The 26,468-nt window shown below is 39.9% G+C and carries 29 protein-coding genes; 4 read left to right on the plus strand and 25 right to left on the minus strand.

Annotation, left to right across the window (positions count from 1 at the left end; all coding sequences use genetic code 11):
* The first annotated feature begins 78 nt into the window (after window positions 1-78).
* Window positions 79-1,047 carry a tryptophan--tRNA ligase gene (trpS, locus tag AACM45_RS15790; RefSeq protein ID WP_339143933.1) on the plus strand — a complete coding sequence of 323 codons (969 nt, stop codon included), beginning with the start codon at window positions 79-81 and terminating at the stop codon, window positions 1,045-1,047.
* A 575-nt stretch (window positions 1,048-1,622) separates the two neighbouring features.
* Here the strand turns inward: trpS and dprA are convergent.
* The gene (dprA, locus tag AACM45_RS15795; RefSeq protein WP_339143934.1) at window positions 1,623-2,726 is read right to left on the minus strand and encodes a DNA-processing protein DprA; all 1,104 of its coding nucleotides are present in this window, start codon (window positions 2,724-2,726) and stop codon (window positions 1,623-1,625) included.
* A 105-nt stretch (window positions 2,727-2,831) separates the two neighbouring features.
* Between dprA and AACM45_RS15800 the strand changes: the two genes are divergently transcribed.
* Entirely contained in the window at window positions 2,832-3,785 is a 954-nt protein-coding gene (locus AACM45_RS15800; RefSeq protein ID WP_339143935.1) for an HU domain-containing protein, read from the plus strand.
* Window positions 3,786-3,842: 57 nt separating this feature from the next.
* Window positions 3,843-4,355, plus strand: coding sequence for an acyl-CoA thioesterase (locus tag AACM45_RS15805; protein ID WP_339143936.1), 513 nt, complete (start codon window positions 3,843-3,845; stop codon window positions 4,353-4,355).
* Between the two features lies 1 nt (window position 4,356).
* Here the strand turns inward: AACM45_RS15805 and AACM45_RS15810 are convergent, their stop codons facing one another.
* The 9 genes from AACM45_RS15810 to AACM45_RS15850 all read right to left on the minus strand — a co-directional run bounded on the left by AACM45_RS15810 (window position 4,357) and on the right by AACM45_RS15850 (window position 12,000).
* Complete coding sequence (locus AACM45_RS15810; protein ID WP_339143937.1) at window positions 4,357-5,193, minus strand: aldo/keto reductase; 837 nt, start codon at window positions 5,191-5,193, stop codon at window positions 4,357-4,359.
* A 4-nt stretch (window positions 5,194-5,197) separates the two neighbouring features.
* A complete protein-coding gene (locus AACM45_RS15815; RefSeq protein ID WP_339143939.1) occupies window positions 5,198-6,286 on the minus strand; it encodes a murein hydrolase activator EnvC family protein in 1,089 nt (362 codons plus the stop codon).
* Between the two features lie 133 nt (window positions 6,287-6,419).
* Window positions 6,420-7,163, minus strand: coding sequence for a DUF4292 domain-containing protein (locus AACM45_RS15820; protein ID WP_339143941.1), 744 nt, complete (start codon window positions 7,161-7,163; stop codon window positions 6,420-6,422).
* A gap of 37 nt (window positions 7,164-7,200) precedes the next feature.
* On the minus strand, window positions 7,201-8,139 hold the full coding sequence (locus AACM45_RS15825; protein WP_339143943.1) for a tetratricopeptide repeat protein: 939 nt from the start codon (window positions 8,137-8,139) through the stop codon (window positions 7,201-7,203).
* A 40-nt stretch (window positions 8,140-8,179) separates the two neighbouring features.
* On the minus strand, window positions 8,180-9,196 hold the full coding sequence (locus AACM45_RS15830) for a sugar phosphate nucleotidyltransferase (protein WP_339143944.1): 1,017 nt from the start codon (window positions 9,194-9,196) through the stop codon (window positions 8,180-8,182).
* Window positions 9,197-9,264: 68 nt separating this feature from the next.
* On the minus strand, window positions 9,265-9,699 hold the full coding sequence (dut, locus tag AACM45_RS15835; RefSeq protein ID WP_339143945.1) for a dUTP diphosphatase: 435 nt from the start codon (window positions 9,697-9,699) through the stop codon (window positions 9,265-9,267).
* Window positions 9,689-11,146 (minus strand): lipopolysaccharide biosynthesis protein, encoded by a 1,458-nt coding sequence (locus AACM45_RS15840; protein WP_339143946.1) that lies wholly within the window; start codon window positions 11,144-11,146, stop codon window positions 9,689-9,691. Before AACM45_RS15840 ends, dut begins: the two co-directional genes overlap by 11 nt.
* A gap of 106 nt (window positions 11,147-11,252) precedes the next feature.
* On the minus strand, window positions 11,253-11,738 hold the full coding sequence (locus AACM45_RS15845) for a hypothetical protein (protein WP_339143947.1): 486 nt from the start codon (window positions 11,736-11,738) through the stop codon (window positions 11,253-11,255).
* A gap of 94 nt (window positions 11,739-11,832) precedes the next feature.
* Window positions 11,833-12,000, minus strand: coding sequence for a DUF6747 family protein (locus AACM45_RS15850; protein WP_339143948.1), 168 nt, complete (start codon window positions 11,998-12,000; stop codon window positions 11,833-11,835).
* Window positions 12,001-12,316: 316 nt separating this feature from the next.
* On the opposite strand from AACM45_RS15850, the gene AACM45_RS15855 reads away from it, so the two are divergent.
* Window positions 12,317-13,972, plus strand: coding sequence for a sulfatase family protein (locus tag AACM45_RS15855; RefSeq protein ID WP_339143949.1), 1,656 nt, complete (start codon window positions 12,317-12,319; stop codon window positions 13,970-13,972).
* Window positions 13,973-13,992: 20 nt separating this feature from the next.
* On the opposite strand, the gene AACM45_RS15860 is transcribed toward AACM45_RS15855, so the two are convergent.
* From AACM45_RS15860 to porW, 15 genes are all read right to left on the minus strand, one after another.
* Window positions 13,993-14,550, minus strand: coding sequence for a hypothetical protein (locus AACM45_RS15860; RefSeq protein ID WP_339143951.1), 558 nt, complete (start codon window positions 14,548-14,550; stop codon window positions 13,993-13,995).
* Window positions 14,543-15,034 (minus strand): RNA polymerase sigma factor, encoded by a 492-nt coding sequence (locus AACM45_RS15865; protein WP_339143952.1) that lies wholly within the window; start codon window positions 15,032-15,034, stop codon window positions 14,543-14,545. Before AACM45_RS15865 ends, AACM45_RS15860 begins: the two co-directional genes overlap by 8 nt.
* The gene (locus AACM45_RS15870) at window positions 15,027-15,878 is read right to left on the minus strand and encodes an alpha/beta fold hydrolase (protein ID WP_339143953.1); all 852 of its coding nucleotides are present in this window, start codon (window positions 15,876-15,878) and stop codon (window positions 15,027-15,029) included. The genes AACM45_RS15865 and AACM45_RS15870 overlap by 8 nt, the downstream gene beginning before the upstream one ends.
* 87 nt (window positions 15,879-15,965) lie before the next feature.
* A complete protein-coding gene (locus AACM45_RS15875) occupies window positions 15,966-17,177 on the minus strand; it encodes an MFS transporter (RefSeq protein ID WP_339143954.1) in 1,212 nt (403 codons plus the stop codon).
* 233 nt (window positions 17,178-17,410) lie between these two features.
* Window positions 17,411-18,268, minus strand: a complete 858-nt coding sequence (atpG, locus tag AACM45_RS15880) for an ATP synthase F1 subunit gamma (RefSeq protein ID WP_339143955.1) — start codon at window positions 18,266-18,268, stop codon at window positions 17,411-17,413.
* A gap of 33 nt (window positions 18,269-18,301) precedes the next feature.
* Complete coding sequence (locus AACM45_RS15885) at window positions 18,302-18,640, minus strand: four helix bundle protein (protein ID WP_339143957.1); 339 nt, start codon at window positions 18,638-18,640, stop codon at window positions 18,302-18,304.
* Between the two features lie 19 nt (window positions 18,641-18,659).
* A complete protein-coding gene (atpA, locus tag AACM45_RS15890; RefSeq protein ID WP_339143958.1) occupies window positions 18,660-20,237 on the minus strand; it encodes a F0F1 ATP synthase subunit alpha in 1,578 nt (525 codons plus the stop codon).
* Between the two features lie 61 nt (window positions 20,238-20,298).
* Window positions 20,299-20,838 (minus strand): ATP synthase F1 subunit delta, encoded by a 540-nt coding sequence (gene atpH / locus AACM45_RS15895; RefSeq protein ID WP_339143959.1) that lies wholly within the window; start codon window positions 20,836-20,838, stop codon window positions 20,299-20,301.
* Window positions 20,839-20,841: 3 nt separating this feature from the next.
* Window positions 20,842-21,336, minus strand: a complete 495-nt coding sequence (locus tag AACM45_RS15900; protein WP_339143961.1) for a F0F1 ATP synthase subunit B — start codon at window positions 21,334-21,336, stop codon at window positions 20,842-20,844.
* A 93-nt stretch (window positions 21,337-21,429) separates the two neighbouring features.
* On the minus strand, window positions 21,430-21,651 hold the full coding sequence (atpE, locus tag AACM45_RS15905; protein ID WP_339143962.1) for an ATP synthase F0 subunit C: 222 nt from the start codon (window positions 21,649-21,651) through the stop codon (window positions 21,430-21,432).
* A gap of 15 nt (window positions 21,652-21,666) precedes the next feature.
* Window positions 21,667-22,749: a F0F1 ATP synthase subunit A gene (gene atpB / locus AACM45_RS15910; protein WP_339143963.1), complete on the minus strand. Its 1,083-nt coding sequence runs from the start codon at window positions 22,747-22,749 to the stop codon at window positions 21,667-21,669.
* Between the two features lie 86 nt (window positions 22,750-22,835).
* Window positions 22,836-23,234, minus strand: a complete 399-nt coding sequence (locus AACM45_RS15915) for a hypothetical protein (RefSeq protein WP_339143964.1) — start codon at window positions 23,232-23,234, stop codon at window positions 22,836-22,838.
* Window positions 23,234-23,473, minus strand: coding sequence for an AtpZ/AtpI family protein (locus tag AACM45_RS15920; protein ID WP_339143965.1), 240 nt, complete (start codon window positions 23,471-23,473; stop codon window positions 23,234-23,236). The genes AACM45_RS15915 and AACM45_RS15920 overlap by 1 nt, the downstream gene beginning before the upstream one ends.
* Window positions 23,451-23,873: a bactofilin family protein gene (locus AACM45_RS15925; RefSeq protein ID WP_339143966.1), complete on the minus strand. Its 423-nt coding sequence runs from the start codon at window positions 23,871-23,873 to the stop codon at window positions 23,451-23,453. The genes AACM45_RS15920 and AACM45_RS15925 overlap by 23 nt, the downstream gene beginning before the upstream one ends.
* A 5-nt stretch (window positions 23,874-23,878) precedes the next feature.
* Window positions 23,879-26,431, minus strand: a complete 2,553-nt coding sequence (porW, locus tag AACM45_RS15930; protein ID WP_339143967.1) for a type IX secretion system periplasmic lipoprotein PorW/SprE — start codon at window positions 26,429-26,431, stop codon at window positions 23,879-23,881.
* Window positions 26,432-26,468 lie beyond the last annotated feature (37 nt).

A 26,468-nucleotide genomic window follows, 5' to 3' on the forward strand; every position in this document is an offset into this window, starting at 1 on the left:
TCAAAAAACAACGGTATCAAATTACCTTTCTTTTTTAATAAAATCTGGATTGTTACATTTACGGTCGAAAACAAGTTTATGGCAAGGATCTTAACGGGTATTCAAAGTACTGGAGTACCGCATTTGGGTAATATTTTAGGAGCTATTGTTCCGGCCATCGAAATGGCAAAAGACGTTGATAATGAGTCTTTTCTCTTTATTGCAGACATGCATTCCCTAACCCAGATAAAAAACGGTGAAGAATTGCGACAGAACACCTATGCCACTGCTGCAACATGGCTCGCTTTCGGATTGGATATCGAGAAAACCATTTTCTACAGACAAAGTGATGTGCCGCAGGTTACAGAGCTTGCATGGTATCTCAGCTGCTTTTTCCCGTACCAACGGTTGACATTGGCGCATTCTTTTAAAGATAAAGCCGACAGGTTGGAAGACGTGAATGCCGGTCTTTTTAGCTACCCCATGCTAATGGCTGCGGACATCTTGCTTTATGATGCCGAAATAGTCCCCGTTGGCAAAGACCAGTCACAGCATTTAGAGATGACCCGTGACGTAGCTTCAAGGTTCCATCATGTTTTTGGGGAGACTTTTGTGATGCCCGAGACCAAATTACAGGAAAACACCATGTACGTACCTGGTACGGACGGTGCAAAAATGAGCAAAAGCAAGGGCAATATTATCAACCTTTTTCAGCCCGATAAAAAACTACGAAAACAGCTTATGGGGATAGTTACCGATAGCACCCCTATAGAAGATCCAAAAGATCCTACCAACGACAATGTATTTGCCCTATTTAAATTACTGGCGTCGCAAGAAGAAATTGAAGCCATGAGTGCCAATTATCTGGCTGGCAATTACGGTTATGGCCATGCCAAGCAAGAACTTTTTGAGGCTATCATCGAGAAATTTAAAGAACCTCGTGAAAAGTTTGAATATTACATGAACAACTTAAATGAGGTTGACGAAGCTTTGGCCAAAGGAGCTAGAAAAGCTTCAAAAGTTGCTGATGGAGTGTTAGCTAGGGTGAGGGCAAAAGTGGGATACTAAGCCTCCCCCAACCCCTCCAATGGAGGGGAATTAGTTTGGTACTGCTATCCCTAATACTAAGGTAATATGATTGTAACTGTTGGCATATGATCAGTTGCAAAGAAAATTACAACTTTTTATGAGGGACTACCTATTCGTTTCTTTTCTAGCCAATGCAAAAACGAAATTAGTAGTAACCATTCATTGCTGAAGCTTGTTCAAAGAAATGAACAAATGAAAAAACATCTTTTCGGCAGGAATTTTTGCCCTACAAACGAGTTTACAGGCTAACTAACAATCTTAAAAACATCATTTACCTTTAGTCCTTTAAATACAACCGTTCTTCGGACACTGAATATAGGGGTTAAACTACTTCAAAAAAGGCTATTTTCATCTTTTGTCAGATATGTGGTAGGTCGTCGATTCAAATAAAACAATTCACCACTATGGAAAACTTGGGTTTTACGTGAAATTACCCTTCCAGTAAAAAGTAGGCCGATGAATAGTACCAATATACCGTCTAAAATACCCCAAATGCAGAATACCCGTTCTGTCTTAGGGTTCTTCGATAATCGGTTATACAATGACCCACAAATCTAAATTGCCTCGAACAACTTACCGGGCAACGGACGAATCACACCTTTCATCTCCATGTTCAATAAGGTTGCCGAAACTTTAAAAATGGGCAGATTACATGCTAAAGCAACGGTATCAAGTACTTGTTTTCCGTTTAACTGTAAGTAGGAGTAGATAGACTGTTCTGTGCTATCCAGCTCAATAAAGAGCTGTTTTTGGTGGGGCTGTTTTCGCCTTTCATCGATTCGCCATCCCAATAAATACACCAAATCTGCGGCTGAGGTCAAGAGTTGTGCCTTCTGTTGTTTGATTAGATTATTGCATCCCAAACTGTATTTGTCCGTAGCGCGGCCGGGTACCGCGAATACATCACGATTATAGCCATGGGCCATGTCGGCAGTAACCAAACTACCCCCTTTTTCAGCAGATTCAACTACTACGGTTGCCTCGCTCAATCCGGCGATAATACGATTTCGCTTTAGAAAATTCTCCCTTTCTGGGTTCGTATTACTCCAGAACTCCGTAAAAAACCCACCGTTTGCATCAATATCGGCCACATATTTCTTATGGGCCTTCGGATAAATCTGATTCAATCCATGGGCCAAGCAACCAATGGTCTGTAGGCCATGTTCCATGGCGGCCCGTTGAATCGCAATATCGACCCCGTAAGCGAAACCACTAACAATTACAGGATTTAAAGGAGCTATATCCGCTATGAATTTTTCACAAAATGCCTGTCCATAACTGGTAATTTTTCTTGTACCGACGACACTGATTATCCTTCTTTCTTTAAGCTCGATAGTACCCGATTGAAAAAGTAGGATTGGGCCATCAAAGCAATGCTTTAATTTACTGGGATACTTATCGTCAAGAAAATAGTGATAATCGATGGCATTAGCTTGTATAAACCGTAGCTCGGCTTCAGCGGCCTCTAGATATACTTTGGCGTGAAGTCCGCTTAAGGTAGCGGTACCAACCCCATCTATTTTGAGAAGATGTTGTTTTTTCTCTTGAAAAATAGCCGTTGCGCTTCCACACCGTTCCAATAACTTTTTTGCGATCACATCCCCGATATTAGGAATTTGCTGTAATCGCAGTAAGGCTATTAGCTCATTTTCAGACATGAAATCTTATACTTTAGTTTTCCACAAAATACACAAATTAGAATGTTAATAAAAAGTTATGCGCACTATTTTGTGATAGGTCAATTTTTGTAATATTTGCCACCAATGAGGGTGGAACACTATATAGAGGAATTATTGTATCGGTACAACTGTGTGGTCATGCCTGGTTTTGGGGCATTTCTGGCGCAAACCACTTCTGCCCGTATTGATTCGACAAGCAACACCCTATACCCGCCCACCAAAATCATCTCTTTCAACGAGCAACTTTCGAAAAATGATGGCCTTCTGGTGTCTTACGTTTCGAAAGCGAAAAAGCTGTCTTATGAGGATATGCTCGAAGAAATCAGCGAGACCTCTATCAAATGGAAGGAGACCTTGGAAAAAGGTGAGGCAATTGAATTGTTTGGCATTGGGAAACTAACCCTCAGCGCCGAACATAAAATTCAGTTCAAGCCTGAGGACAAAATAAACTACCTCACATCGTCTTTTGGATTGTCTCCGTTTGGTTCAACGCCTATAGTAAGAGAAGAACTAAAAGAAGAGGTCGAAGCGATAGAAGAACGCGTACCCTTTATCATTACTCCAGAGAAAAGGGAAACATCAGTATATCGGCCTTTACTTAAAGTTGCCGCTATAGGTTTATTATTGTTTTCATTAGGTATCAGTTCGTATCAGTTTTACCTACAAAACCATAAAAAACAAGAGTTGGTACGGCAAACCGCTCAAGAAGAGGTCTCTAAGCATATACAAGAGGCCACCTTTTTTGATAGTGCACCCATGGAGCTACCGGCAATTGCATTGAACATTACTAAAACAGCGCCTTACAAGGGGCCTTTGCATCACGTTATCGCTGGGGCTTTTAGAATTAAGGACAATGCGGACAAAAAAGTGGCCCAACTAAAGCAAGAAGGTTATGATGCCCAGTATATTGGTTTGAATAAATTTGGATTGCATCAAGTCGCTTATTCCAGTTTCCCTGATAACAGAGAAGCGCTTCGCCTCTATCGGCAAATCAAACGTACCATTTCTACTGATGTTTGGATTCTTTCTGAGAAATAACCCCACTTAATTCAAATCACAGCTACATCTTCAATATCTTTGCGCAAAATTCCTAAAATGCGGGTAAAGACTCCTAAAGAATCAAGAACCATTATGACCGATATGGTCTTGCCTAGTGAAACCAATCCTTTGAACAACCTGTTTGGGGGAGAACTCTTGGCACGTATGGATCGGGCCGCAAGTATTTCGGCACGTCGGCACAGCCGTCGAATTACCGTCACTGCCTCGGTAAACCATGTGGCATTTAATAGGTCAGTGCCCTTAGGTAGTGTAGTAACGGTCGAAGCCAGTGTTTCTAGGGCTTTTAAAACCTCAATGGAAATCTTTATCGATGTTTGGATGGAAGATCGCTTCACGGGGGAACGTACCAAGGCCAACGAGGCCATTTACACCTTTGTTGCCGTAGATGAAACCGGAACGCCTACCGAAGTGCCGCCTTTAGAGCCTGAAACTGAAATCGAAAAGGAGCGTTATGCTGCCGCCTTACGTAGAAAGCAACTTAGCCTAGTGCTTGCCGGAAAAATGAAGCCCTCAGAGGCAACTGAGCTCAGGGCACTTTTCATGCAATGATTTAAAAATCAAAATCATTGGGGTCTGGGCCAAAGCGCTTCCCTTTATGCATAGCATCAAGTAAAGCAATATCTTCGGTAGCTAATTCGAAATCAAAAATCGCGGCGTTAGCTATAATACGTTCTTTTTTTGAGGACTTAGGAATAGTGATTACCCCTTTTTGTAAATTCCATCGCAACACAATTTGGGCAATGGACTTTCCGTACTTATCGGCAAGTTGTTTGAACTCCTCCATTTTGAACACCCTTCCCTGCATCATTGGGGACCAAGCTTCGTATTGAATTCCTTTTTCATTACAGAAATCAATAAGGTCTTGCTGTACTAAAAAAGGATGGAACTCCATTTGATTCACCATCGGTACGACTTCAGCATCTTTAAGTAAGTCTTCTAAATGGTGTTGCATAAAATTACTTACTCCAATGGCACGAACCTTCTTCTGATGATATAAGTGTTCCAAGGCCCTCCAAGTCTCTTTATACTTGCCTGCCACGGGCCAATGGATAAGGTACAGATCGAGATAGTCAAAGCCCAAACGATTTAAACTGTCATTAAAAGCCCTTAAGGTATGCTCGTAACCCTGATCAGAATTCCAAACCTTGCTGACCACGAATACGTTTTCACGATCAACAGTACTCTCTGCAATACCTTGACCAACACCTTCTTCGTTTTTGTATATAGAAGCCGTATCTATATGGCGATAACCTTCATCCAACGCCCATTTCACGGCATTGATTACTTCTTGACCGTCTTCAGATAGATAGACCCCCAAGCCGAAATATGGCATTTTCACCCCATTATTCAATGTAAACGTACCTTGTAAATCCGTAATTTTTTCCATGTACTTATAATCGATAGACCCAATCTTCAGGATTGAGTTTTTTAGTGTCTTGATATAAATAGAATTTTAACTTGGTCGAACTGTCAAACCGATTGGTATAAACCTCACCAAGTGCTTCTTTTGCGGCCACTTTATCCCCTTTCTTTACATAAATTTTCGAGAGGTTGTAATACATACTAATATAATTACCATGCCTTAGGTACACTCCCTTGACCCCATTTTTGTTGGTGAATATGGTCATTACCTCGCCTTCAAAAATAGCCCTTGCCTCTGCGCCTTTATCGGTCGCAATGATCACCCCATTGTTTTGATGTTTGATACCAGGATATACCTTATCTGCATAAACCCCGAATCCTTGGCTTTTGACCCCCTTTTCCACTGGCCAGATCAACTTGCCCTTATTGGATGAAAAGTTAGATGCTATCAATTTGGCCTCAGGTGTCAGGGCAAATGATGTTTTACTGCTACTACCTGACTTTTTATTTGAGCTCGCTATTGCACTTCGTATCAATTTTTCTATTTCCCGGTCGATTCTTCTGGCTTCCTTCTTCTTATCATCTATGGCAGCGGCATATTTACTTTCGTTCTGTCGAATACTTTTTAACAAGGCTTTCTGTGACGCTATCTCGGCATATAAATTCTTTTTTACCTTTGTGTTTTCGGCAATTAATCGGTCTTTTACCTTACGCTGTTGTACCAAATCTTTATTGCGTACCGCCAACTCTTCCGTTTTGGTCATAATTTCCAAACCCTGTTTCTTACGATGGTTAGCGTACTGCTTCATATACTGCATACGCTTAAAAGCCTGGAAAAAATTATCTGAAGACAACAAAAACATTAGTCTGTTTCCGTTTAGCTTGTTTTGATATGATTTTTGAATCAACTGGGCATAATCCTTCTTTAAAAACTCTAGGTCTTCCCTTAATTTTCCAATACTTCTGATGTTGGCATTGATCTGTCGATTCAATAAATTCGATTGTTGGTTGGTGACCCTAATCAACTCTTGGCTGATATTCACTTTTCTATCAATCGCATCCATCTGCTCTAAAACACTTCCCTTTTCCTTTTTTTCGGCAAAAAGTAACCGATTCATTTCCTTGATCTCATTTTGAAGCCGAGTGCGTTTTGCTTCCAGGGCTTTTTGCTCGCTCGTTTGGGAAAACGACATTTTAATTGCAAACAAGGCAACTAGTAGAAAAAAATAATATGGTTTTGAAATTGGCATATTACTTCAATACGATCTCTTTTAATCCTTTTGGTATTCTGTAGGGAAAATTCAATTGTTTATCGAACTCCATACTTTTATAGTCCAATGCAATTGTATTTACTTGTTCATCACTTACTGCTTCAATGGCGATGGTATTCGGTATCACTTTACTATCAACTTCTTGATAGGAATATTGCATTTTCAAAAAACGGTTTTTCCAAGGTTGTGATAGTTCTTGTCTGGTAATTTTAAAATACTTCGGTTCTAAAAAAAACAAAATCTTGTAAAGGTCATTTTGCTTTTTAGGCTTAAGACCGTAAGCGTCCCCTTCATTAATGGCTACATATTTTTCCGTTCTTAGATCCAATAGGGCGTTGCCAATTAATAGGTTCTGCAGTTTGATAAAATCGACTTCCGTTCCTAAAATACCACTTAAATAACTAAAGTCTCCTTCAAAATATTCTCCTTCAAGCTTGTTATAAAAAGACACCTTGTTCGGCGTGATATGAGCTTTCACGATACCCAATGGTGCACTTATCCATATGACCTCATCTTTTTTTATGCGCATACTCACACTCACCCCCTGCGAGTTTTCCCCATCGGAATAATCGATTTTGACCTTTCCCCTAAGGGTTTGGAAATCTTGTTGGTTTTGATAGTGGTTTTGGATGATCTTTTTTGGCGACAAAGCGGTATCGACCGCTCCTGAACCGATTGATTTGGTCGATTTACAAGAGGCTATGGAAAGGATTAAAATCACCATACCCAATTTTTTAAGGTGCTTGTGAAAGGCCAACATATTAAAATCCGGGTTTTATCTTACTAAGGTACTCATTTGCCTTAGAGAAATTATTTGTCTTCTGGTAAGCGTCTGAAAGGGTTTGATAAATTTTATTTGCCAAAGCGGTATTCTCGAATAAATAATCGAGGGAAGACTGTAAAACGTCTATTGCCTGGGTGCTCTTGTTGTTTTTATGGAGCGCTAATCCATAGGCATAATAAAAATAGGGTTGTAACGGATAGGTTTCTACAGCATCTTTGGCCCGTTGTTCGACCATACGAAACTGCCCCAAGCGTATTTGCTGTTCCAAATTCATTTCCAAGACTTTTACAGGATCATTATTCACGACTATTTGACCTGTACTTTTGACCGAAGGCGATTGCTTGGGTTTCGCCATGGAGTCTTGAATCTTAAGGGTTAATTCCTCTGTAAAATCCGATTTGGACAGGCCTTTCAAAATAGTCAAGGCATCGGTATACTTTTTACGTTTATAGTAGATTAAGGCCAGGTTCTTCTGAAGTTGGCCGTCATCAAATGGAATATCGGTTTTTACTGCGTCAATAGTATTGGATTGTTTATCAAGAATAGCGATCAAGGTATCTAAAAACCAGTAATTGGAAGGTTCTACAACCAATGATTCAATGGCATATTGCTGTGCAGATAGGTATTTCTTGTCAAGCAGATAGGTCTTGGCCAATTCATGGTCAATTACGGTGTTTTCGGCATCAAGCGTTTTGCATTTTAAAAAGAGGTTGGCCGCGCGATCGTAATTCTGGATTCCTTTTTGCTTTAAGGCCTCAAAGAACGTTTCTTGAAACTCATCGGTATATTCTTCGAGGAACACTTCAGAACTTTCTTCTACATCAATGGTTTTACCTGGTTCTTCTTGGGCATGGCAAGTACCCCAGACCAAAAGGTAATAGGCAACAAGCATTCCATATAAGAACCATTTTTTCATAACACTACAAACCTATGATGGGGTTACCCCTTAATCCTCTTTACTGCAGTACCGAGTAGTCCCCAATACTGATGGTCTCAAAATTACCATCGTATGTTACATAATTACCAATCATAGCATTATCCAAATTAGCATTTTTGATACTACTATGCGATTGGATTAAACTATTTTTAACTGTTGACCCTTCAATAACCGTTCCATCCCCCACAGAAACATAGGGTCCTATGGTACTATTCGTTAAAACAACATTCTCACCAATAAAACAGGGCTCAATAATGTTAGCATTATTTTGTTCAACCGAGTCTGCAATCAGTTTTTCCCCATCTGTGCCTAAAAAACCCAACATGCGTTGGTTTGTTTCTACCGTTACATTTTTATTTCCACAGTCCATCCATTCATCTACCTTACCTGTTACAAATTTTTTGCCCTTGGCCATCATCCGCTTGATACCATCATTGATTTGGTATTCCCCTCCGTTAAGAACGTTATTGTCCAAAACATACTGGAGTTCTTCTTTGAGCACCCCTACATCTTTAAAATAGTAGATGCCAATGACTGCCAAATCTGACACGAATTCTTGGGGTTTTTCAACGAGCTCAATAATTTCATTGGCATCATTTAGCTTTACAACACCGAATGCCTCTGGTTTTTCTACTTGTTTTACCCAAATAACGCTATCAGCATCTTTATCTAGATTAAACTCCGCCCTGATCAAGGTGTCGGCGTAGGCGATTACAGCTGGGCCACTTAAGGAAGATTTTGCGCTCATAATGGCATGGCCGGTACCTAAAGGTTCATCTTGACGATATATCGATGCTTTCGCTCCCAATTCATGGGCCAATTGCTTTAAACTTGAGACTACGTCATCGCCAAAAAAGGCAGGATCCCCTAATATGAAAGCGACCTCTTCAATGGGTTCATCCAAAACTTTGGCGATATCGCTAACCAATCGGTACACTATGGGTTTTCCCGCAACGGGTATCAACGGTTTCGGAACGGTTAATGTGTGCGGTCGTAATCTCGAGCCACGCCCGGCCATGGGTACTATTATTTTCATAAAATAAGATATAAGACCGTTTCGCTTTTAGACACTACAAGCTAGACGCTCTGGTTTGTTTTTTGTTACTACTTGGTGCCCGTACTGCCGAAGCCTCCTGCTCCTCTATCTGTTTTGGAAAGTTCTTTAACTTCCATCCATTCGGCACGTTCGTGCTTGGCTATGACCAATTGCGCTACGCGTTCCCCATTTTCAATGGTAAAATCTTCATTGGAAAGATTAACCAATATTACACCTATTTCCCCTCTATAATCGGCATCGACAGTGCCCGGTGAGTTCAGCACGGTTATGCCCTTTTTTGCCGCCAGTCCACTGCGTGGGCGTACTTGCGCCTCAAAACCAATGGGTAATTCTATGTATAACCCTGTTTTGACAATTGTTCTTTCCAAAGGCTTTAATCTGATAGCCTCAGTTATGTTGGCTCTTAGATCCATACCCGCCGAAGCAATGGTTTCGTAATGTGGCAACGGATGTTCTGACTTGTTGATGATCTTAATTTGCACGTCTTATGAATATAGTTTTAAGGGTATCGCCCTCTAGTTTGTAAATCAGTGCCAAAAATACCAAAAGCAATAAGCTTCCCACAACTAAGTTTCGGTTAAAAACATAAAAAGACAGTGCTGAAAACAAGATTGAGATACCCGAATAGAAATAAATCTTTCGCATGTTGTAGGGAATTGGATAATGCTTTTTCCCGAAGTAATACGAGAGAGACATCATGGAACCATAAGCAGCCAAAGTGGCTATGGCAGAGGCCATATAACCTATCATAGGAATAAAAATTAGATTGATAGCCAGCGTTAATACCGCCCCGATTGATGAAATATAGGCCCCATATCTGGTTCGATCCGTGACTTTATACCAAACCGATAGGTTATGATAAATACCCAAACAAAAGCTTGCCAACAACACTATGGGTACGATTTCAAGAGCCTCTCTTAAAACTTCGTTTCTTATTAAAATTGGAATCAAAATATCAATAAAGACAATAACTGCCAATAAAATAAAGCTTCCTAAAATGACAAAATAATTTGTGATCTGCGCATAAGTTCTCTGCGGATTCTCGGTAGTCGAATGGCTAAAAAAGAAAGGTTCTACCCCCATTCTGAACGCAGTGCCAAATAAGGTCATAAACAAGGCAAGTTTATAGCACGCCCCGTATTTACCTGCAATGGATTCGGAAGCCATTTCGGTCAATAAAATTTTGTCAACTACTTCATTAATGGTAAAGGCGATACCAGCCAACATAACCGGCGCAGCATATTTCAACATTGACTTCCATAAATCAAAATCAAAAGCATATTTATCTCTGAAATAGTTGGGTACTAAAATCAATAATGTAATTGCGCTAGCAATCATATTTGATATAAAAATGTAATTGATTTCATTCCCTGTTTTGTAGATAGGGCTAAAGAAACTATCCGTGTTTTCTATAGCCAACTTTGGTAAAACCAATAAAAAGAAAATATTCAAAGATAGGTTTATGGCTACATTGAGCGTCTTTATAACCGCATATTTCATTGGTTTTTCATTCGCCCTTAGCAGCGCAAAAGGAACAATTACCAAAGCGTCTAAAACCAAAATATATGAGGTATACTTTATATAATCAGCATTGATGTTGGTAATTTCTGAAAGTGTTGTCTTGAAAAGTAGTGCTAAAAATAAAAAGGTCAATGATGTCGCTGCCAATGAAATCAAAGAAGTGGAAACCACTTTGTTTTTGTCAGCTAGCTTATGGTAAAATCTGAAAAAAGCCGTCTCCATACCATAAGCAAGAAAAACATTGAAGATAGCTATCCATGCATAGATATTGATATACTCTCCATACCCTGAAGCATTTTGAAATACCGAAGTGTATAGTGGAAGTAAAAGCACTGATAACATTCTAGGTAATACCGTAGCCAAACCATAGATTGCAGTCTGTTTAAAAAGCTTTTTAAGCGGATTCAATAGTAAAACGGGCTTTTAAAAGAAACCCCGAAGCAACACTTCGGGGTCATATTTTTACTAAAAGTAGTCAATATCGGTATTCGTTCAAAAATACAAAGGGTTTTAACTATTGATAGATTCGTGCTTTGGTTTCTTTTATGCCTTCAATTTTAAAATACTTCACCGTATCACCATCCATATAACTGATCACACATTCATCGCTACCTAGTTCAAACGGAAACTTTACTTGCTTGCTTGGTGGTTGGTTACCCACCTCTTTTGTAGCATCTTCATGCATCACCATATCAGGTTTTCCAGCATTGTTATTAGTGAAATTTGCTTTTGCCACCCAATTTCCCTCGTTGGAAGTTACGGCTACGTCTGCTAGCATACCCCTAAAATACGCCTGTTGTATTTTTATGTTCTCTAGGTTTTCACTTAGCACGGGTATTTCCAACAGCATTCCTGAGCCGGTTTCAGCGCGCCCCCCTTTCCATGCCTGACAGGTTGCCTGCCCCAATTCAAAAGGTGGATTATCGACTAATTTTTTCTGTGAAGAACATCCGGATAACGAAAAAACCATTGCCAAAATAGTGTATGTAAAGATTCTCATATAATTATTTTATAAGTTATAAAGATATGAAACCAAAATTAGTGCCATAGTTATAACACCTTAGAATCTTGAGCCACTATGTAAGGGAGTTCATTTAGAATGCCCATCCAGTAGAAAGCCTATAGAAAAAGGCATAAAGCACTACTGAAAATAATACTAAGGTGGTCCAGAACAGAATTTTAAAGTAATACTTTGCAATCCAGTATCCTAAACCCCTAAATCCTTCTAGGTAAATTTCTTTTACGAGTAATAAATTTTTCATTAAAGTACCTTTTACATTAGGTGACAAAGTTGTTACAACCAAAACAGGTAGTATAAGTTGTTGGATTTAACGCACAATAAATCAGGTGAAATGAAAGGTCAACTTCGCATATTCCATGAAAGGGGTCTTAAAATGGATAATCGGCAAAGGAGACACTTCCGTTAATCGATGGCATATATCGATAAAGTACATTTTTACAACATCCAAATATATATTGACCACAAAAATTGGAAGTTTCACAACATCAAAATGGTAAGTATTACTTTACAAGCAAGATCTTAATAATCCTTATCTTAAAGGCAAACTACCAGCGACCATGACCTCTTACTTTAGAATTTCAATAGGCCTATCAATAGCCCTAGTCCTATTCAGTTGTGACAACAAGAAAAAAATCGATAAAGGGATACGGGCCAAAAGACCGAACATTCTCTTCATTATGTCAGACGACCATGCTTATCAGGCTATAAGCGCCTATCAAAATCATTTGATCGAAACCCCGAATATCGATCGGATTGCCAATGAAGGGATAAAATTCACCAACGCCTGTGTAAGCAACTCTATCTGTGCGCCGTCACGAGCCACCATTTTGACCGGAAAACATACCCATATCAATGGAAAGACCGACAATGCGCGCCCATTTGATACGACACAGGTGACTTTTCCTGAATTATTTCAAAAAGCAGGTTATCAGACCGCAATGTTTGGAAAACTCCATTTCGGAAACAACCCAAAAGGTGTTGATGATTTTATGATACTACCAGGCCAGGGAAATTATATTAATCCTGATTTTATTACCAAAACGGGAGATACCATTAGAAAAGAAGGCTATGTTACGGATGTCATCACGGACCTGACCTTGGATTGGATGGAGCGGGAACGCGATACGACGAAACCTTTTATGCTAATGTATCTGCACAAGGCGCCCCATCGACCATGGTGGCCCAAACCGGATAAGTTCAAAGCATATCTTGATAAAACCTTTCCGGAACCCGCCACCCTTTTTGACGACTATGAAAACAGGGGTACAGCAGCAAAAACTGCCGAAATGAATTTGTTAACTGATATGATGTACAATCATGATAGTAAAATACGACCAGAGCTAACCAAAAAAATGAAGCCTACCCCAGAAGTTCCGGAGTATAAGGGCGGCTTTCATAATCCGTACAGCAATCGCGCTACAGCAGCCCAAAAAGCGGCTTATGAGCCTATTTTAACTAGAATAAATGCTGATTTTGAAGAAAATTGGCCTACTATGACAAAAAAAGAAAAAATGCGTTGGAAGTACCAACGCTATATGCAAGATTATTTGGCCTGTATTTCTTCCGTCGATGATAACGTGGGGCGCGTTCTAGACTATTTAGATGAAAACGAGCTCTCTGAAAACACTTTGGTCGTTTATACTTCGGATCAAGGATTTTATTTAGGGGAACACGGTTGGTTTGACAAACGTTTTATTTACAATGAATCGTTCAAAACGCCATTATTGGTGCGCTGGCCCAACAAAATAAAACCAGGCATTACCAGTGAAGAAATGGTACAAAATCTGGATTTCGCCCAAACCCTGTTGGAAGCGGCGCAAATAAATGCCCCAAAAGATATGCAGGGTGAAAGCCTTATACCCTTGCTAACCTCAAACGATGCGGATTGGACTAGGGATGCGGTGTATTACCATTACTACGAATATCCTGCCGTACACCAAGTGAAAAGGCATTATGGCATTGTTACCATAAACTATAAATTGACCCATTTTTATTACGATGTTGATGAATGGGAACTTTACGATCGTAAAAAAGATCCGAATGAAACCCATAATGTATACCATGACCCTAATTATGCCACTATTGTCAAAATGCTAAAAGTAAGATTAGAAAAACTACGGGAACAATACGGGGATTCTGATGAGCTTAACCAAAAGTATATTGATATCCATTTAGAAAACAGTATCGACTCTCCCCTAAAAGGTAAAAAGTGAGACTGCTTCTTTTCTAATGGTCAATCATTCTTTAAATCTTTTAGAATTCGAATTTCCTTACGCACTTGAGTAAAAATCAACACCCCAAGAACTACCAATACCACTAAGGAAGAAATCACGATATAGTGGTAAAACCCTTTTGAAAGACTTGCCTCAAAGCTAGGCAACAATGTCCAGAAACTATAACAATAGATTAGTATTGCTATGGGGGTCAACACAAGATGGACACCGATTCTTTTTTTATAGTATTTGCTTAGCTTCTCATTAAAACCAGTAAAATTCAACGTTTCTGACAGTCTTTTTAAGGTATATATGCTAAATAATTCGACTGCGACCCTAATCAACAATACCCCAATCATGGCGCCTAAGGCCAAAGCCACCTTTTTATAGGCGATGGCTTCAATAAAGTAGAAGAAATACATCAAAACACCTGCTGTTGCCAATAATATTACATTCGTAATCTTCTGGTTTCTTGCAATCTGCCCTATTCGATTTTTAAGTGCTTTAAAATCCAGTTCTGAAGGCTCTGCAATCGGTTGCTCCCTCCAAGTTTGTTTTATTTTTTCATATTCATTCATGGGTAACACATTTTGAAAGTTGTGTTTTTATTCTATGTATCCTTGTTCGTATTGCCGTATGGTTCATTCCCATGACCGCTGCAATTTCTTTTTGCGACAGTCCTTCCAGTTCCATTAAAATAATGGTCTTATTGCTTGCCGAAAGTTTGGCGATACACTGATACATTTTTTTAAATTGCCGTTCTTTGTTACTACCTTCTTGGTCAGCTACTGCTATTTCATTTTGAAGTTCCCCTTTTAATAAATAGCGTTTTTTCTTTCTCAGCTGCATCAAACAGGTATTTACCGTAATGCGATAAATCCATGTGCCCACTTGGCTATCCTCACGAAATTTTGATAGATTGTCCCACACCTTAACAAATACTTCTTGGGTGAGGTCTTTTGCCAAATCTTTATCTCCTGAGGCATAGCCAAGGCACAACCGCATCACTTTATTGAAGTTGTCTCGGTAAATAAGCTCAAATTGTCGGTTGTTTTTATTCATTAGGGGCAAAGGCCAAGGTAAGTTGTTCTAAAAACCATTCTGGCTTGTCATACATTATAAAGTGTGCGGAACCTTCTGCAAATTTAAGAGTGTACTCGGGCAGATTCTTGTATTGGGCCTCATAGGTTTTTTTTGCCGCTTCGATACCAAAAGGGTGCGTTGCTGCCAAAATTGTAACGGGACTTTTAATTTGTGCCACTGTTTCCCTCAAATCTACCTTTAAATAATCGGTGTAACCATAAACATAGGTCTCCCTATCGGCTTGCAACATCCAAGCTATAAGTTGCTGTTGCTTTTCTTTATTTAAAGTCATACCTGAAGCCATTTGCGTGGCCATTCCTTTAAACCCTTCCATCTCCATAGCCAAAAGGTTGGTATTATAAGGGCTCTCGTAAACCATATTCTCACTTTTATAATCTGGAAAGAATAAGGCACCTGTAGCGGTTAAGGCATCAACAATAATCAATTGATCGAATATAGGTGCTTTTGCAGCTAATGAAAGTGCAAGTGTACCGCCGAGACTATGCCCTATAAGTTTAGGATTATCCAAGTCATTCATTTTTATATAATCTAAAACTGCGTTTTCTATTTTAGGATACCAAGGGAATGCTATAGGTGGTACATCGCCAAAGCCCGCAAAGGTAAATAAATGGCATTCGTAATCTTTTGAAAGTGTGGCAACCGTATCTTCCCATACCTCGTCGGTACAGCTAAAGCCAGGAAACAATAATACAGGTTGGCCAGAACCAACAACGCGAACTTTAAACTCGGGTTGCTGTGCCGTAATAGGAAGGCTAAAAACCGTTAGAATCAGGATAAGGGTAAAAATTTTAATCGTTTTCATTTCTAAGGATTTTGAATCATTTTGCCTTTTAGATTCAATACTTTAAAAATGTTACATCAAATTCGAAAAAAAATCTTCTTCGGTATGTTAAAGCCTAATTCTATTCATGGCTATTTTGGCCAAAATAAACGCCACCAATAAGAAGAGGGCTGCAAGTGCATAGGCCGCCCCCGGAAAATATAGATTGCCTTGCGGCCTAACAAAGTAATAAAATACCGGGGAAAAGATCAATTGCCCCAAAATAGCGGTAACGCTTACCAGAGCCGTAATGGAACCCTGTAAATTACCTTGCTCTTTTTCAGAAACCTGATTCGAGATAATGCCCTGTACCGTGGGTCCGGCAACCCCACCCAAAGCATAGGGCACTAAGAAGGCGTACAGCATCCAAGGTTCAGAAGCTATGGAAAATAAGAACATTCCCAATGTCCATAACAAAAAACCAAACCCTACTACTTTTTGCTTACCGAATCGTTTTACGGCCTTACCCACTAAAAAGCCCTGGACAATGGCAACCAAAAGACCAACTACCACTAACGAGAGTCCGATCTGTTTCGGATTCCAATCAAAACGTTCAATCGCAAAATAAGACCAGGTAGAGGGTAATGCTTGTCCGGCCAAGTTTGCCAGAAAGAAGGCAGCAATCAACAATAATACCCCTTTATATCGCTTTAAGGCCACTAAAGAAACCCCAGGAATCATTTTCATCAAATCGATTGGCCTTCGGTTTTCGAGGGTGAGGGATTCCGGAACAAAAAACCATCCGAAAAGAAAGTTGGCGAACGTAAGACCTGCAGCGATGTAAAATGGTAGTCTGATGTCTATTTCCCCAAAAAAGCCTCCAATACCAGGTCCTATTATAAATCCTAAGCCAAAAGCGGCACCAATGAGCCCGAAGTTCTTGGCTTTTTCCTCATTGGTACTAATATCAGCGATATAGGCCGATGCCACCGTAAAACTGGCGCCGGTAATACCCGCTAAAAATCGGCCTACAAAAAGCCATAGAATAGTCGGTGCCCATGCATGGATCATATAATCGATACTCAGACCCAATAGGGCCAATAAGAGTATGGGTTTGCGACCGAATTGGTCTGAAATCTCACCCAGCACAGGGGAAAATAAGAATTGCATTCCGGCAAAAGCCGTGGTAAGCCACATGCCATAGATTACGGCTATATGGTTGCCTTCACCCGTGAGTTGCATGATAAACTCTGGAATGATCGGCAATATTATCCCAATGCCGATAACATCAACCAAAATGGTAATGAAAATGAAAAGAAGTGCGGTTTTTTTCGATTTCATGCCAAGGAACTCTTTTGTCCTTTCTTAATTGTTTGAAAAGTATTCTTTTAGATCCTAAAAGGATAAATGAGTTCCGGCAAAAATCGGATAAAAAAAGAAGCCCAGCATAAATTGCGGGGCTAAATAATTTAAATTTTAGTAAAAATCCTACTTCTACTGCGCTCAGTATGACAGCGGTAATTACTCATGAAAGCTTAAACCGCTTTGAAAATTTGACTCCACCGACGCCTCGTCTAATTGTTTAGGGCTTCCGCACCACCAACAATTTCCAAGATTTCGTTGGTAATAGCTGCTTGACGTGCTTTATTGTACGTCAATTTCAACTGATCACGCAGTTCCGTCGCGTTGTCAGTTGCTTTGTGCATAGCAGTCATTCGAGCACCGTGCTCACTGGCAAACGAATCACGAATGGCTTTGAACAATTGCGTTTTCAACGATTTTGGAATCAACTGTTCTACAATCTCAGGTTTGGAAGGTTCAAAAATGTAATCGGAAGCGGCAGCCTTATCATCCTCCATTGGTTGGATAGGCAAAAACTGCTCCGTCATCACCAATTGGGTCGCCGCATTTTTGAATTTATTATAGACCAATTCAATCTTATCGTATTCCCCTTCGGTAAACAAACGCATCAAGTTTTCAGCAATACCGGCGGCATTATCAAAAGTCAAATTATCATAGATGTCACTATGATTGGAAACAATGGTATTCTTTTTAGAAAGAATATCATTGGCTTTTTTACCGATGGCCATAAAATCAACTTGCTTATCGGCATACATGTTTAGAAGGGTACTACATTGCTTTAGGATGTTCGTATTGAAGGCACCACACAAGCCCCGGTTAGAGGTAATTGCAACAACGAGTACTTTTTTTACTTCTCGGTTATCAGCGAATTTGCTACCTGCATCACCGTCAAGACTAGCACTCAAGCCCTGCAAAAGCTCAGTTAGCTTGTCTGAATACGGACGCATTGCCGTAATAGCATCTTGGGCTTTTTTCAACTTCGCAGCAGAAACCATCTTCATGGCACTGGTAATCTGCATCGTTGAAGATACGGATGCTATTCTATTTCGTATTTCTTTTAAGTTTGCCATTCCTTGTTGAGTTAAGAGTTAAAAGTGATTGAGTTAAGAGTTTTTGATAATCGAAACCAAAATCTTGATTAACTCCTCACAATTATTCATCATCTCTTCTGGTACTTTTCTTCCGGTTGCTTTTAAAATTTGTAACCAATATTTGGTTTCATCTGCCTCCTTTAGAGCAATACTAAACTTATATTTAAAATCTTTCGTGCTAACCGCTCGCTGCGCTTCTCGAGTATTTGCTCCAATACTTGTTCCACTCCTTAACAACTGAGAGGCTAGTTCAAAATCTTTATCATTTTTTAATTTGTCACAGTACTTTACAATATCACAAGCAAATTGAAAACTTTTCGTCCTAATTGGACTCTTATCCAATTTACTCATAACTCAGCACTCATAACTTTTAATTATATTTTGAAGAAAGGTCTTTACAAACAGCCATTAACGTTTCCGTAACCTCATCGGTCAACTTACCCGCTTTTAAGGTATCCAAAACATCCCTGTGCTTGGCATTTAAAAATTCGATAAAGTCCCTTTCGAATTCTTTTACCTTATCAACAGGAACATCACGCAATAAGTTTTTAGATCCCGCAAAAATTATTGCTACCTGATCTTCAACCGTAAATGGATCGTTTTGGGCTTGCTTCAATATTTCAACGTTACGACGTCCCTTTTCAATAACGTTTAAGGTAGCCGCATCCAAATCGGAACCAAACTTGGCAAACGCTTCCAATTCACGAAATTGGGCCTGATCCAGTTTCAAGGTACCTGCTACTTTCTTCATGGACTTAATCTGCGCAGAACCCCCAACACGTGATACGGAAATACCCACGTTAATCGCTGGTCTTACCCCTTGGTTGAATAAATCCTGCTCCAAGAAAATCTGCCCATCGGTAATGGAAATTACGTTGGTTGGGATATAGGCAGAAACGTCGCCCGCTTGTGTTTCAATAATCGGTAATGCCGTTAACGATCCGCCACCTTTAACGATTGACTTTAAAGATTCAGGAAGGTCGTTCATATCTTTTGCGATACCGTCATCTGCAATAACCTTAGCAGCACGCTCCAACAATCTTGAGTGCAAGTAGAAAACGTCACCAGGGTAGGCCTCACGTCCTGGAGGTCTTCTTAACAACAAGGAAACCTCACGATAGGCTACGGCTTGTTTTGATAAATCATCATAGATAATCAACGCCGGACGCCCTGTATCCCTGAAATATTCCCCAATTGCAGCTCCTGCAAAGGGAGCATAAACTTGCATCGGGGCAGGATCGGATGCATTTGCCGCAACAATGGTGGTATACGCCAATGCGCCCTTGTCTTCCAATGTTTTTGCGATTCCGGCTACAGTTGAAGCCTTTTGACCAACTGCTACATAGATACAATATACTGGCTCGCCAGCATCATAAAATTCCTTTTGGTTCAGAATGGTATCGATACATACCGTAGTCTTACCAGTTTGACGGTCACCGATAACCAACTCACGCTGCCCCCTACCAATAGGAATCATGGCATCGATGGCCTTTACCCCTGTCTGTAAGGGTTCATTTACCGGCTGACGAAAGATAACGCCCGGTGCTTTACGCTCCAATGGCATTTCATACGTATCTCCAGCTATAGGTCCTTTACCGTCTATAGGATTACCCAAGGTGTCCACTACACGACCGACGATACCTTCACCTACGTTGATGGAGGCGATGGTCTGTGTTCGTTTTACGGTAGCACCTTCTTTGATTTCCCTTGACGGGCCTAACAATACCACACCTACATTATCTTCCTCCAAGTTCAATACGATACCTTGCATACCGCCTTCAAACTCAACCAATTCACCATATTGTACATTCGAAAGACCATACACACGGGCAATACCATCACCTACTTGAAGTACCGTGCCGACCTCATCTAAAGAAGAGGTAGCCTCGAAACCTGATAATTGCTGCTTTAATATTGCTGAAACCTCAGCTGCTTTTACTCCTGCCATTTTATTAAGATATAAGACATGGGATGTAAGACGCAAGACGTCAAATCATCCCTTTAGAAATTTATAGACTATTTGAAAATTCTCGTTTTAATCCGTTTAGTTTACTTGCCACGCTTGCGTCGTATTGAAGATCACCTACCCTGAGGATAAATCCACCTACAATGCTTTCATCAACCTTATTCTCTATGGTTAGCTTGTTACCCGTAATTTTGGCAACCTGTGCTAATATTTTCTTCTCTAAAGCTGCCGTTAGCGGTACCGCCGAAGTCACAAATGCAATAGCCTCACCCTTCATTTTTTCAAAGAGTATGATGTACTTTAAGGCCACTTCTTGAAGCATTTCGATACGTTTGTTCTCAGCAAGCGTATCGATTAGCCCAACGGTTATTTCATGACTACCTTTAAAAATCGCTTTCAAAGTATCTTTCTTGGCTTTACCATTAACAACCGGACTGGCCAAAACACTTTGAAGTTCTTTATTTTCAGTGATAACCGACACCATATCACGCATATCACCTTCAACCTTGTCCGCTACTTTTTTCTCAACGGCAAAATCTAAGGTTGCTTTTGCATATCGCAGGGCTGCTCTAGCTTCTTTCATCGATTAATTCAATTTGATGTCGCCTAACATGTCATCGACCAACTTCAGTTGTTTCTTCTTGTCAGACAGTTCTTCTTTGATTACTTTTTCGGCAATATCGACCGAAAGGGTTGCCACTTGTGCCTTAATATCGGCAAGAGCGGCTTTCTTTTCACTTTCAATGGCAGCTTGCGCTTGCTTCATCATCTTATCACCTTCGACTTTTGCCTGTTCTTTAGCTTCTGAGATGATGCCTTCTTTGAGTTCCCTAGCTTCTTTCAACATGGCATCACGTTCAGCCCTAGCCTCTTTCAATATCCTTTCATTATCCGCTTGAAGGTTCTGCATTTCCTTTTTGGCCTCTTCAGCAGAATCCAATGCGCTCTTTATAGATTCCTCACGCTCACTTACGGCTCCTAGAATGGGTTTCCAAGCAAACCTGCGCAGAATAAAAAGTAAAATCAAAAACGTAATCGCTGTCCAAAAGACCAATCCAAAACCTGGGTTTACTAAATCCATTTCTTAGTATTTTAACTAATTCAAATTTTGCCTTAACTACTACAATAATCAAGCACAGAAGCAACCAACCGTTACTTCTGTACCTAAAAATACTTAAGCTGTAGGAGCTGCCTGTAATAAAGCAACAACCACACCGAATAACGCTACCGCCTCAACGAAAGCCGCAAGAATAAGCGCAGAAGATTGGATCTTACCGTGCATTTCTGGCTGACGCGCCATAGCTTCCATTGCCCTTCCACCGATGTTACCAATACCAACACCAGCTCCGATGGCTGCTAAACCAGCTCCAATAGCTGCGATTCCATAAATAGTCATACTACAAAATTTAAATTAATGATGTTCTTCTTCTGTTGCCATTCCGAAATAAAGGGCCGACAATATTGTAAAAATATATGCTTGAATAGCCGTTACGACGATTTCAATAACCGTAATAAACAGTGAGAATAATACAGAAATTGGTGCAACCGCTACAGTTTCAAAAATGAAAATCAATGACATCAAGGCCAAGATGATGATATGCCCGGCCGTAATATTGGCGAACAAACGTATCATCAATGAAATTGGCTTGGTGAAAATTCCAATAAGTTCTATTGGCATTAAGAATATTTTCATGGGTACCGGTACACCAGGCATCCAGAAGATATGCTTCCAGTAATTTTTATTTCCGCTAAACGTGGTTATGATGAACGTAAATAAGGCCAATGTGAATGTAAAGGCAATATTTCCACTAAGGTTAGCCCCATTCAAAATTGGGATAAGCCCGAAAATATTATTAATCCATATAAAGAAGAAAATGGTTAAAAGATAGGGCATATACCTTTTGTATTTATGTTCGCCGATCATTGGCCTAGCTATTTCATCACGTACGAACACCACCAAAGGCTCTACAAAACCCGCGATACCGGTCGGCACTTTGTTCTCAGATTTTTTATAGACCCTAGCGGCAGATATAAAGACCAAAAGCAACACCAAAACCGAAACCCACATCATAAACACATTTCTCGTGATGGAAATGTCCAATGGTTTTGACGCATTGGTTGGGTCGTGCTTTTCATCAAAGATTACAGACGTTGCACCTTGATTGAGTTGATAGATCTTCTCATTTAATTTTACGAATTTCCCACCGTTCTTTTCAACGACGACCTGACCGGTATCATCATGATGGAATTCGCTTGACATAAAGGTGGTGAGGCCATTGTCAGTCCATAAAATTATCGGTAACGGAAGTGAGATGGCTTTGTCATTGATGTCAATGATATGAAATTCATGTGCATCCTTAACGTGATGCATGATCATCTCATTTGGGTCAAATTTCTTATCGGTTTCCGATTCATTCTTATCATAGGCAAAACCGGCAATGGGCAGTGCAAGTAAAAGTCCTATAAAAATTACCTTAAAACTACTTATTCGCATTCGTTCATCAGATTAAAATACCGCTCTCAAAATTCCGTGCAAATGTACGCACATTATCTTAATTGACAAACATTAAACCGGAAGGATTATTCAGTAGTTAAAAACCGGTTAATACTGTAAACCTCAAAGGCTAAAAAAATGAAATAAGGAATGAAAAAATTGACTGCGTCACCTATTTTATCAACAGTATCTGAAAGAAACAAGGGCAGTAAAAAAACGACGACAAAAACCATCTTTAAAACCATTAGCAATATAAATGGATTAAAAACCTGTGTTTTGCCATTGGAAAACCGAAAATTGATGATGGTATAAACTATCAAGACCGATATGGAATGAAAAACATAAATATTCCATATTGGTATTACAAATTCCCTACTGGGCAGTAAGGCATTTAGCAGATACGAATGAAGCATATAAAGCACCACAGCGCCAACGAATAGCTGTAACACCATCAAAGTTTGGCGCTTTTTAAAGGCTTCATTCATTACTTGTTGCGATTAGACATTTTAATAATCTGCCGTACGACAAAATATATGGCAATCAAAACCGCAAATAAAGAACAAATAACCGTATAAATATTGTGTTTATTAGGAAATTTATCGTCTAAAAAGACTCCTAAATATGTGCCGCCCCCAATAATCGCGATCATTTGAAACGCCATCCCTGAAAATCGGGCGTAGCTGTTTACAGATTGTTTCTTTTTAGGAGACTTTTGCTGGCTCATTTATTTTGTTCGACTGCAGTTTATGGGGGGTACTGTTTGAAACCGTGCCTTTGCCCATGGTGCATGAGGCATTGAAGGTAGCGCCCGGCTCAACAGCCAGTTTTGATACGTTGACGGTACCTTCGATTTTAGCGGAGCTTTTTAAGGCCAACAATTCAGATACATAAAGTTCGCCATTGAAGTTACCTTCAATATCTGCATTGACACATTCTACCTTGCCTTTGATCAAGCCATCTTTTCCGATAACGACCTTTCCTGAGGTTTTTACGTTACCTTCCAATTTGCCATCAATCCTAAAATCGGCCTGTGACGAGATATCGCCTTTGATAACGGTGTTCTTTTCGATTCTGTTTGGCTGTCCGCCAAAGCTTTCCATAGGTTTTTGCTTGTCTGAAAACATTTTGCTCACGGTTTTGGGGTTAAAATTTGTGCTTTATAATCTTCTAAATTTTTATGTACGAGTATGGTTTTATAATTGGATGATAAAATTACGAAATTCTCATCCTTAATTCGGTAGTCCTTGTTGTTTTTTAAGAGCTCGACGTAACCCAAGGCAAAATCCTTTGATTTGAATCCGTGAACCACCACATATTGGTCTTCAAGATTATAGATATCTTTAGAAACCACATTTTTATAGCGTAGTTCTTTTATGGATTCCTCCAAGCGTTTCATCAACTTTAAGGCTTTTTCATCATCTTTGATCTTAAACGGAAATACCACCTTCCAATTACCAGCGCCAACGGTTCCCGTTTCTGGCGAAAAAGTTTTTGCTTCCAATTTTGGTAATTGCTCCGCTATCATTTGTTCGGCCTTTTTACCTTCTGGATTGTTAGGATAGGTCAATGCTACATAATTCAATGCCTCTTTAAAAGACTCAAAGCCCTGCAATCTGCCAATGGCATTCGCCTTCAACATCTCGAATTTTGGAACTATGGGATCCCCTGTATATGTATTGATATTCTCTTGAGATAGTGTGATTACCCTTAAAAACTCTTGGTTTTCGTAAAGCTTGTATAAATCGGCATATTTTTTATCAGGACTATCGTTACTATCGGATAAGACCGCTTGCGGATTCAACAAGATTTCCGCGTACCTGGTGTTGGGGTGATTCGTTATTATATTTTGCTTCATCGCTTCAGCCAATGGACTTGCGGATTCTTCATAAATCTTAAACAGATTGTATTTTGAAGGAAGTATCAACCGTTCTTCAGGGTTGGATGCCAATACGCGCTCCAATTTACCGGCCGCCAATAGGTTTTCTTTGAATTTCTCTTTGTAGATAAGCCCTAGTTGGTAATTGGCAAAGTTGCGTTCGGTTCTAAGACTATCTATGATCGCAACGTCAGTTGGCATTTGGTCCATATAAAAGTCAACATTGTACTTTTCTTCTAAAGTAGCCTCTGGTGAAGTGCCGTCGGCCAAGATTGTCTCACCCGTAGCTTCTGAGGGTAATGCCCTGTTCTTATTGCTCCACCGCCAGTCGTCTTCCAATGCCCGTTCTCCCCATTGTGTTTTGAACGATGTTTTGCCATATCCTAAACTGGCGACATTATAAAAGTAGAATTTCCCTTTGTTTTCCTTTCCACCTTTAGAATTGGCAAAAGTGGCAAACCCGGCATTTGCCCTTTTCTCTTTTTCAGCTTCTGCTTCAGCCGCTTTTCGTTGTAATTCTGCAATATAGGTTTCAAAATATGCGATACGCTCTTGTTCGGGCATTTCATAAAGGGTGATGACACTGTCGGCAGACTGAACGATGTCTTCATACTTGATAACATCTTCAAGGTTGTCAAACTTCTTCTTAATAGCCCGGTATTTACGCGTATTCTCCGTGAGATTGGTCAGAACACTGTCATAATAGGCCCCTGCAATCTTGTATTCGTTTTGGTCAAAATTATATTCCCCTAGGTTTTCATAGTTCTTTGCATTCAGCTTACGGTCATTTTGGGTAGCTTTCAATGATTTGTTGAAATAGACTATGGCCAAACTATCTGATTCGGTCTCTAAATGAAACTTGGCTATCTGGCGATATATTTTATCTAAAAACGGACGGTTTTCGCGATTTTCCTCTAAATCGGTCAAATACGCCAATAATTCTTCATAGTTGGCATCTGTAAGTTCGGTATTCTGAATCTTTTTCAAATGTGCATTGATCATGTACACCCGTGGTGATTTTCGATTTAATGCAATCACCTTGTCAAAAGCATAATTGGCACTGTCTTTATAACCCAATTGATTGTATAGCTGGCCTATGATAAAAAGGTACCTGCCGCGTTCTTCATTCTTTTTGGTATAGCTCTGTGCAATTTTCAATCGTTGTATTGCCGTATCGGGCGCTTTTAAATTCAAATAAGATTGTGCCATTACCGCATTGGCATCGGCATATTCTTGCTTGCTTAATTCATCATATTTGAAGAGGTTCTTAAGGTTTTTGATGGCCAGTTCTGGATTATCCAATCGCATATTGGTCTTTTCCCTCCAAATACGGGCCTCATTGAATTTGTCACTTTTGATATATTTTCTAAGGATATAATTGAAAGATTCCAGGGCGGGAATATAACGTTGGTCAAAATAACGTGCCTTACCTAAAAGTAAAAAGGCCTCATCGGTTTGCGGGTTGCGCTCCTCATCTTTAATGTCCATACTATGTTTCTGTATGGCTTTCGTGGCTTTTTCTTCTGCGATGACAAAATTGGGGTTGTTGTCTTCGGAATCAAGCTTGATCTCATCGGTCACCTCTAAACGCTCTACGGGCAATACCTCCCAAAAATCATCTCGGTAGCTGGCATTCAATTCTTGCCGACCCGTTTCAAAGGCGATATTACCATTATACAAAGTATTGTATTTGGTGTTCAAGGCATGCCAATTGCGATTAATGAACTTGTCCTTTTTTACGGAACACGCATTGAATACCAATAATCCGACAATCGCGGAAATCAAAAGTTTTATGTGAAGCTTCAATCTAGTAATCTTTCCTACCTATGCATAACTCAAAAAA

Source organism: Croceitalea sp. MTPC5 (assembly GCF_036985505.1).
Taxonomy (GTDB): Bacteria; Bacteroidota; Bacteroidia; order Flavobacteriales; family Flavobacteriaceae; genus Croceitalea.

Excerpts from the sequence above, each read along its gene's own strand:
- trpS (WP_339143933.1), top strand. The coding sequence starts at position 79 with ATGGCAAGGATCTTAACGGGTATTCAAAGTACTGGAGTACCGCATTTG.
- dprA (WP_339143934.1), bottom strand. The coding sequence starts at position 2,726 with ATGTCTGAAAATGAGCTAATAGCCTTACTGCGATTACAGCAAATTCCT.
- AACM45_RS15800 (WP_339143935.1), top strand. The coding sequence starts at position 2,832 with ATGAGGGTGGAACACTATATAGAGGAATTATTGTATCGGTACAACTGT.
- AACM45_RS15805 (WP_339143936.1), top strand. The coding sequence starts at position 3,843 with ATGCGGGTAAAGACTCCTAAAGAATCAAGAACCATTATGACCGATATG.
- AACM45_RS15810 (WP_339143937.1), bottom strand. The coding sequence starts at position 5,193 with ATGGAAAAAATTACGGATTTACAAGGTACGTTTACATTGAATAATGGG.
- AACM45_RS15815 (WP_339143939.1), bottom strand. The coding sequence starts at position 6,286 with ATGAATCGGTTACTTTTTGCCGAAAAAAAGGAAAAGGGAAGTGTTTTA.
- AACM45_RS15820 (WP_339143941.1), bottom strand. The coding sequence starts at position 7,163 with ATGGTGATTTTAATCCTTTCCATAGCCTCTTGTAAATCGACCAAATCA.
- AACM45_RS15825 (WP_339143943.1), bottom strand. The coding sequence starts at position 8,139 with ATGAAAAAATGGTTCTTATATGGAATGCTTGTTGCCTATTACCTTTTG.
- AACM45_RS15830 (WP_339143944.1), bottom strand. The coding sequence starts at position 9,196 with ATGAAAATAATAGTACCCATGGCCGGGCGTGGCTCGAGATTACGACCG.
- AACM45_RS15845 (WP_339143947.1), bottom strand. The coding sequence starts at position 11,738 with ATGAGAATCTTTACATACACTATTTTGGCAATGGTTTTTTCGTTATCC.
- AACM45_RS15850 (WP_339143948.1), bottom strand. The coding sequence starts at position 12,000 with ATGAAAAATTTATTACTCGTAAAAGAAATTTACCTAGAAGGATTTAGG.
- AACM45_RS15855 (WP_339143949.1), top strand. The coding sequence starts at position 12,317 with ATGACCTCTTACTTTAGAATTTCAATAGGCCTATCAATAGCCCTAGTC.
- AACM45_RS15860 (WP_339143951.1), bottom strand. The coding sequence starts at position 14,550 with ATGAATGAATATGAAAAAATAAAACAAACTTGGAGGGAGCAACCGATT.
- AACM45_RS15865 (WP_339143952.1), bottom strand. The coding sequence starts at position 15,034 with ATGAATAAAAACAACCGACAATTTGAGCTTATTTACCGAGACAACTTC.
- AACM45_RS15870 (WP_339143953.1), bottom strand. The coding sequence starts at position 15,878 with ATGAAAACGATTAAAATTTTTACCCTTATCCTGATTCTAACGGTTTTT.
- AACM45_RS15875 (WP_339143954.1), bottom strand. The coding sequence starts at position 17,177 with ATGAAATCGAAAAAAACCGCACTTCTTTTCATTTTCATTACCATTTTG.
- atpG (WP_339143955.1), bottom strand. The coding sequence starts at position 18,268 with ATGGCAAACTTAAAAGAAATACGAAATAGAATAGCATCCGTATCTTCA.
- AACM45_RS15885 (WP_339143957.1), bottom strand. The coding sequence starts at position 18,640 with ATGAGTAAATTGGATAAGAGTCCAATTAGGACGAAAAGTTTTCAATTT.
- atpA (WP_339143958.1), bottom strand. The coding sequence starts at position 20,237 with ATGGCAGGAGTAAAAGCAGCTGAGGTTTCAGCAATATTAAAGCAGCAA.
- atpH (WP_339143959.1), bottom strand. The coding sequence starts at position 20,838 with ATGAAAGAAGCTAGAGCAGCCCTGCGATATGCAAAAGCAACCTTAGAT.
- AACM45_RS15900 (WP_339143961.1), bottom strand. The coding sequence starts at position 21,336 with ATGGATTTAGTAAACCCAGGTTTTGGATTGGTCTTTTGGACAGCGATT.
- atpE (WP_339143962.1), bottom strand. The coding sequence starts at position 21,651 with ATGACTATTTATGGAATCGCAGCTATTGGAGCTGGTTTAGCAGCCATC.
- atpB (WP_339143963.1), bottom strand. The coding sequence starts at position 22,749 with ATGCGAATAAGTAGTTTTAAGGTAATTTTTATAGGACTTTTACTTGCA.
- AACM45_RS15915 (WP_339143964.1), bottom strand. The coding sequence starts at position 23,234 with ATGAATGAAGCCTTTAAAAAGCGCCAAACTTTGATGGTGTTACAGCTA.
- AACM45_RS15920 (WP_339143965.1), bottom strand. The coding sequence starts at position 23,473 with ATGAGCCAGCAAAAGTCTCCTAAAAAGAAACAATCTGTAAACAGCTAC.
- AACM45_RS15925 (WP_339143966.1), bottom strand. The coding sequence starts at position 23,873 with ATGTTTTCAGACAAGCAAAAACCTATGGAAAGCTTTGGCGGACAGCCA.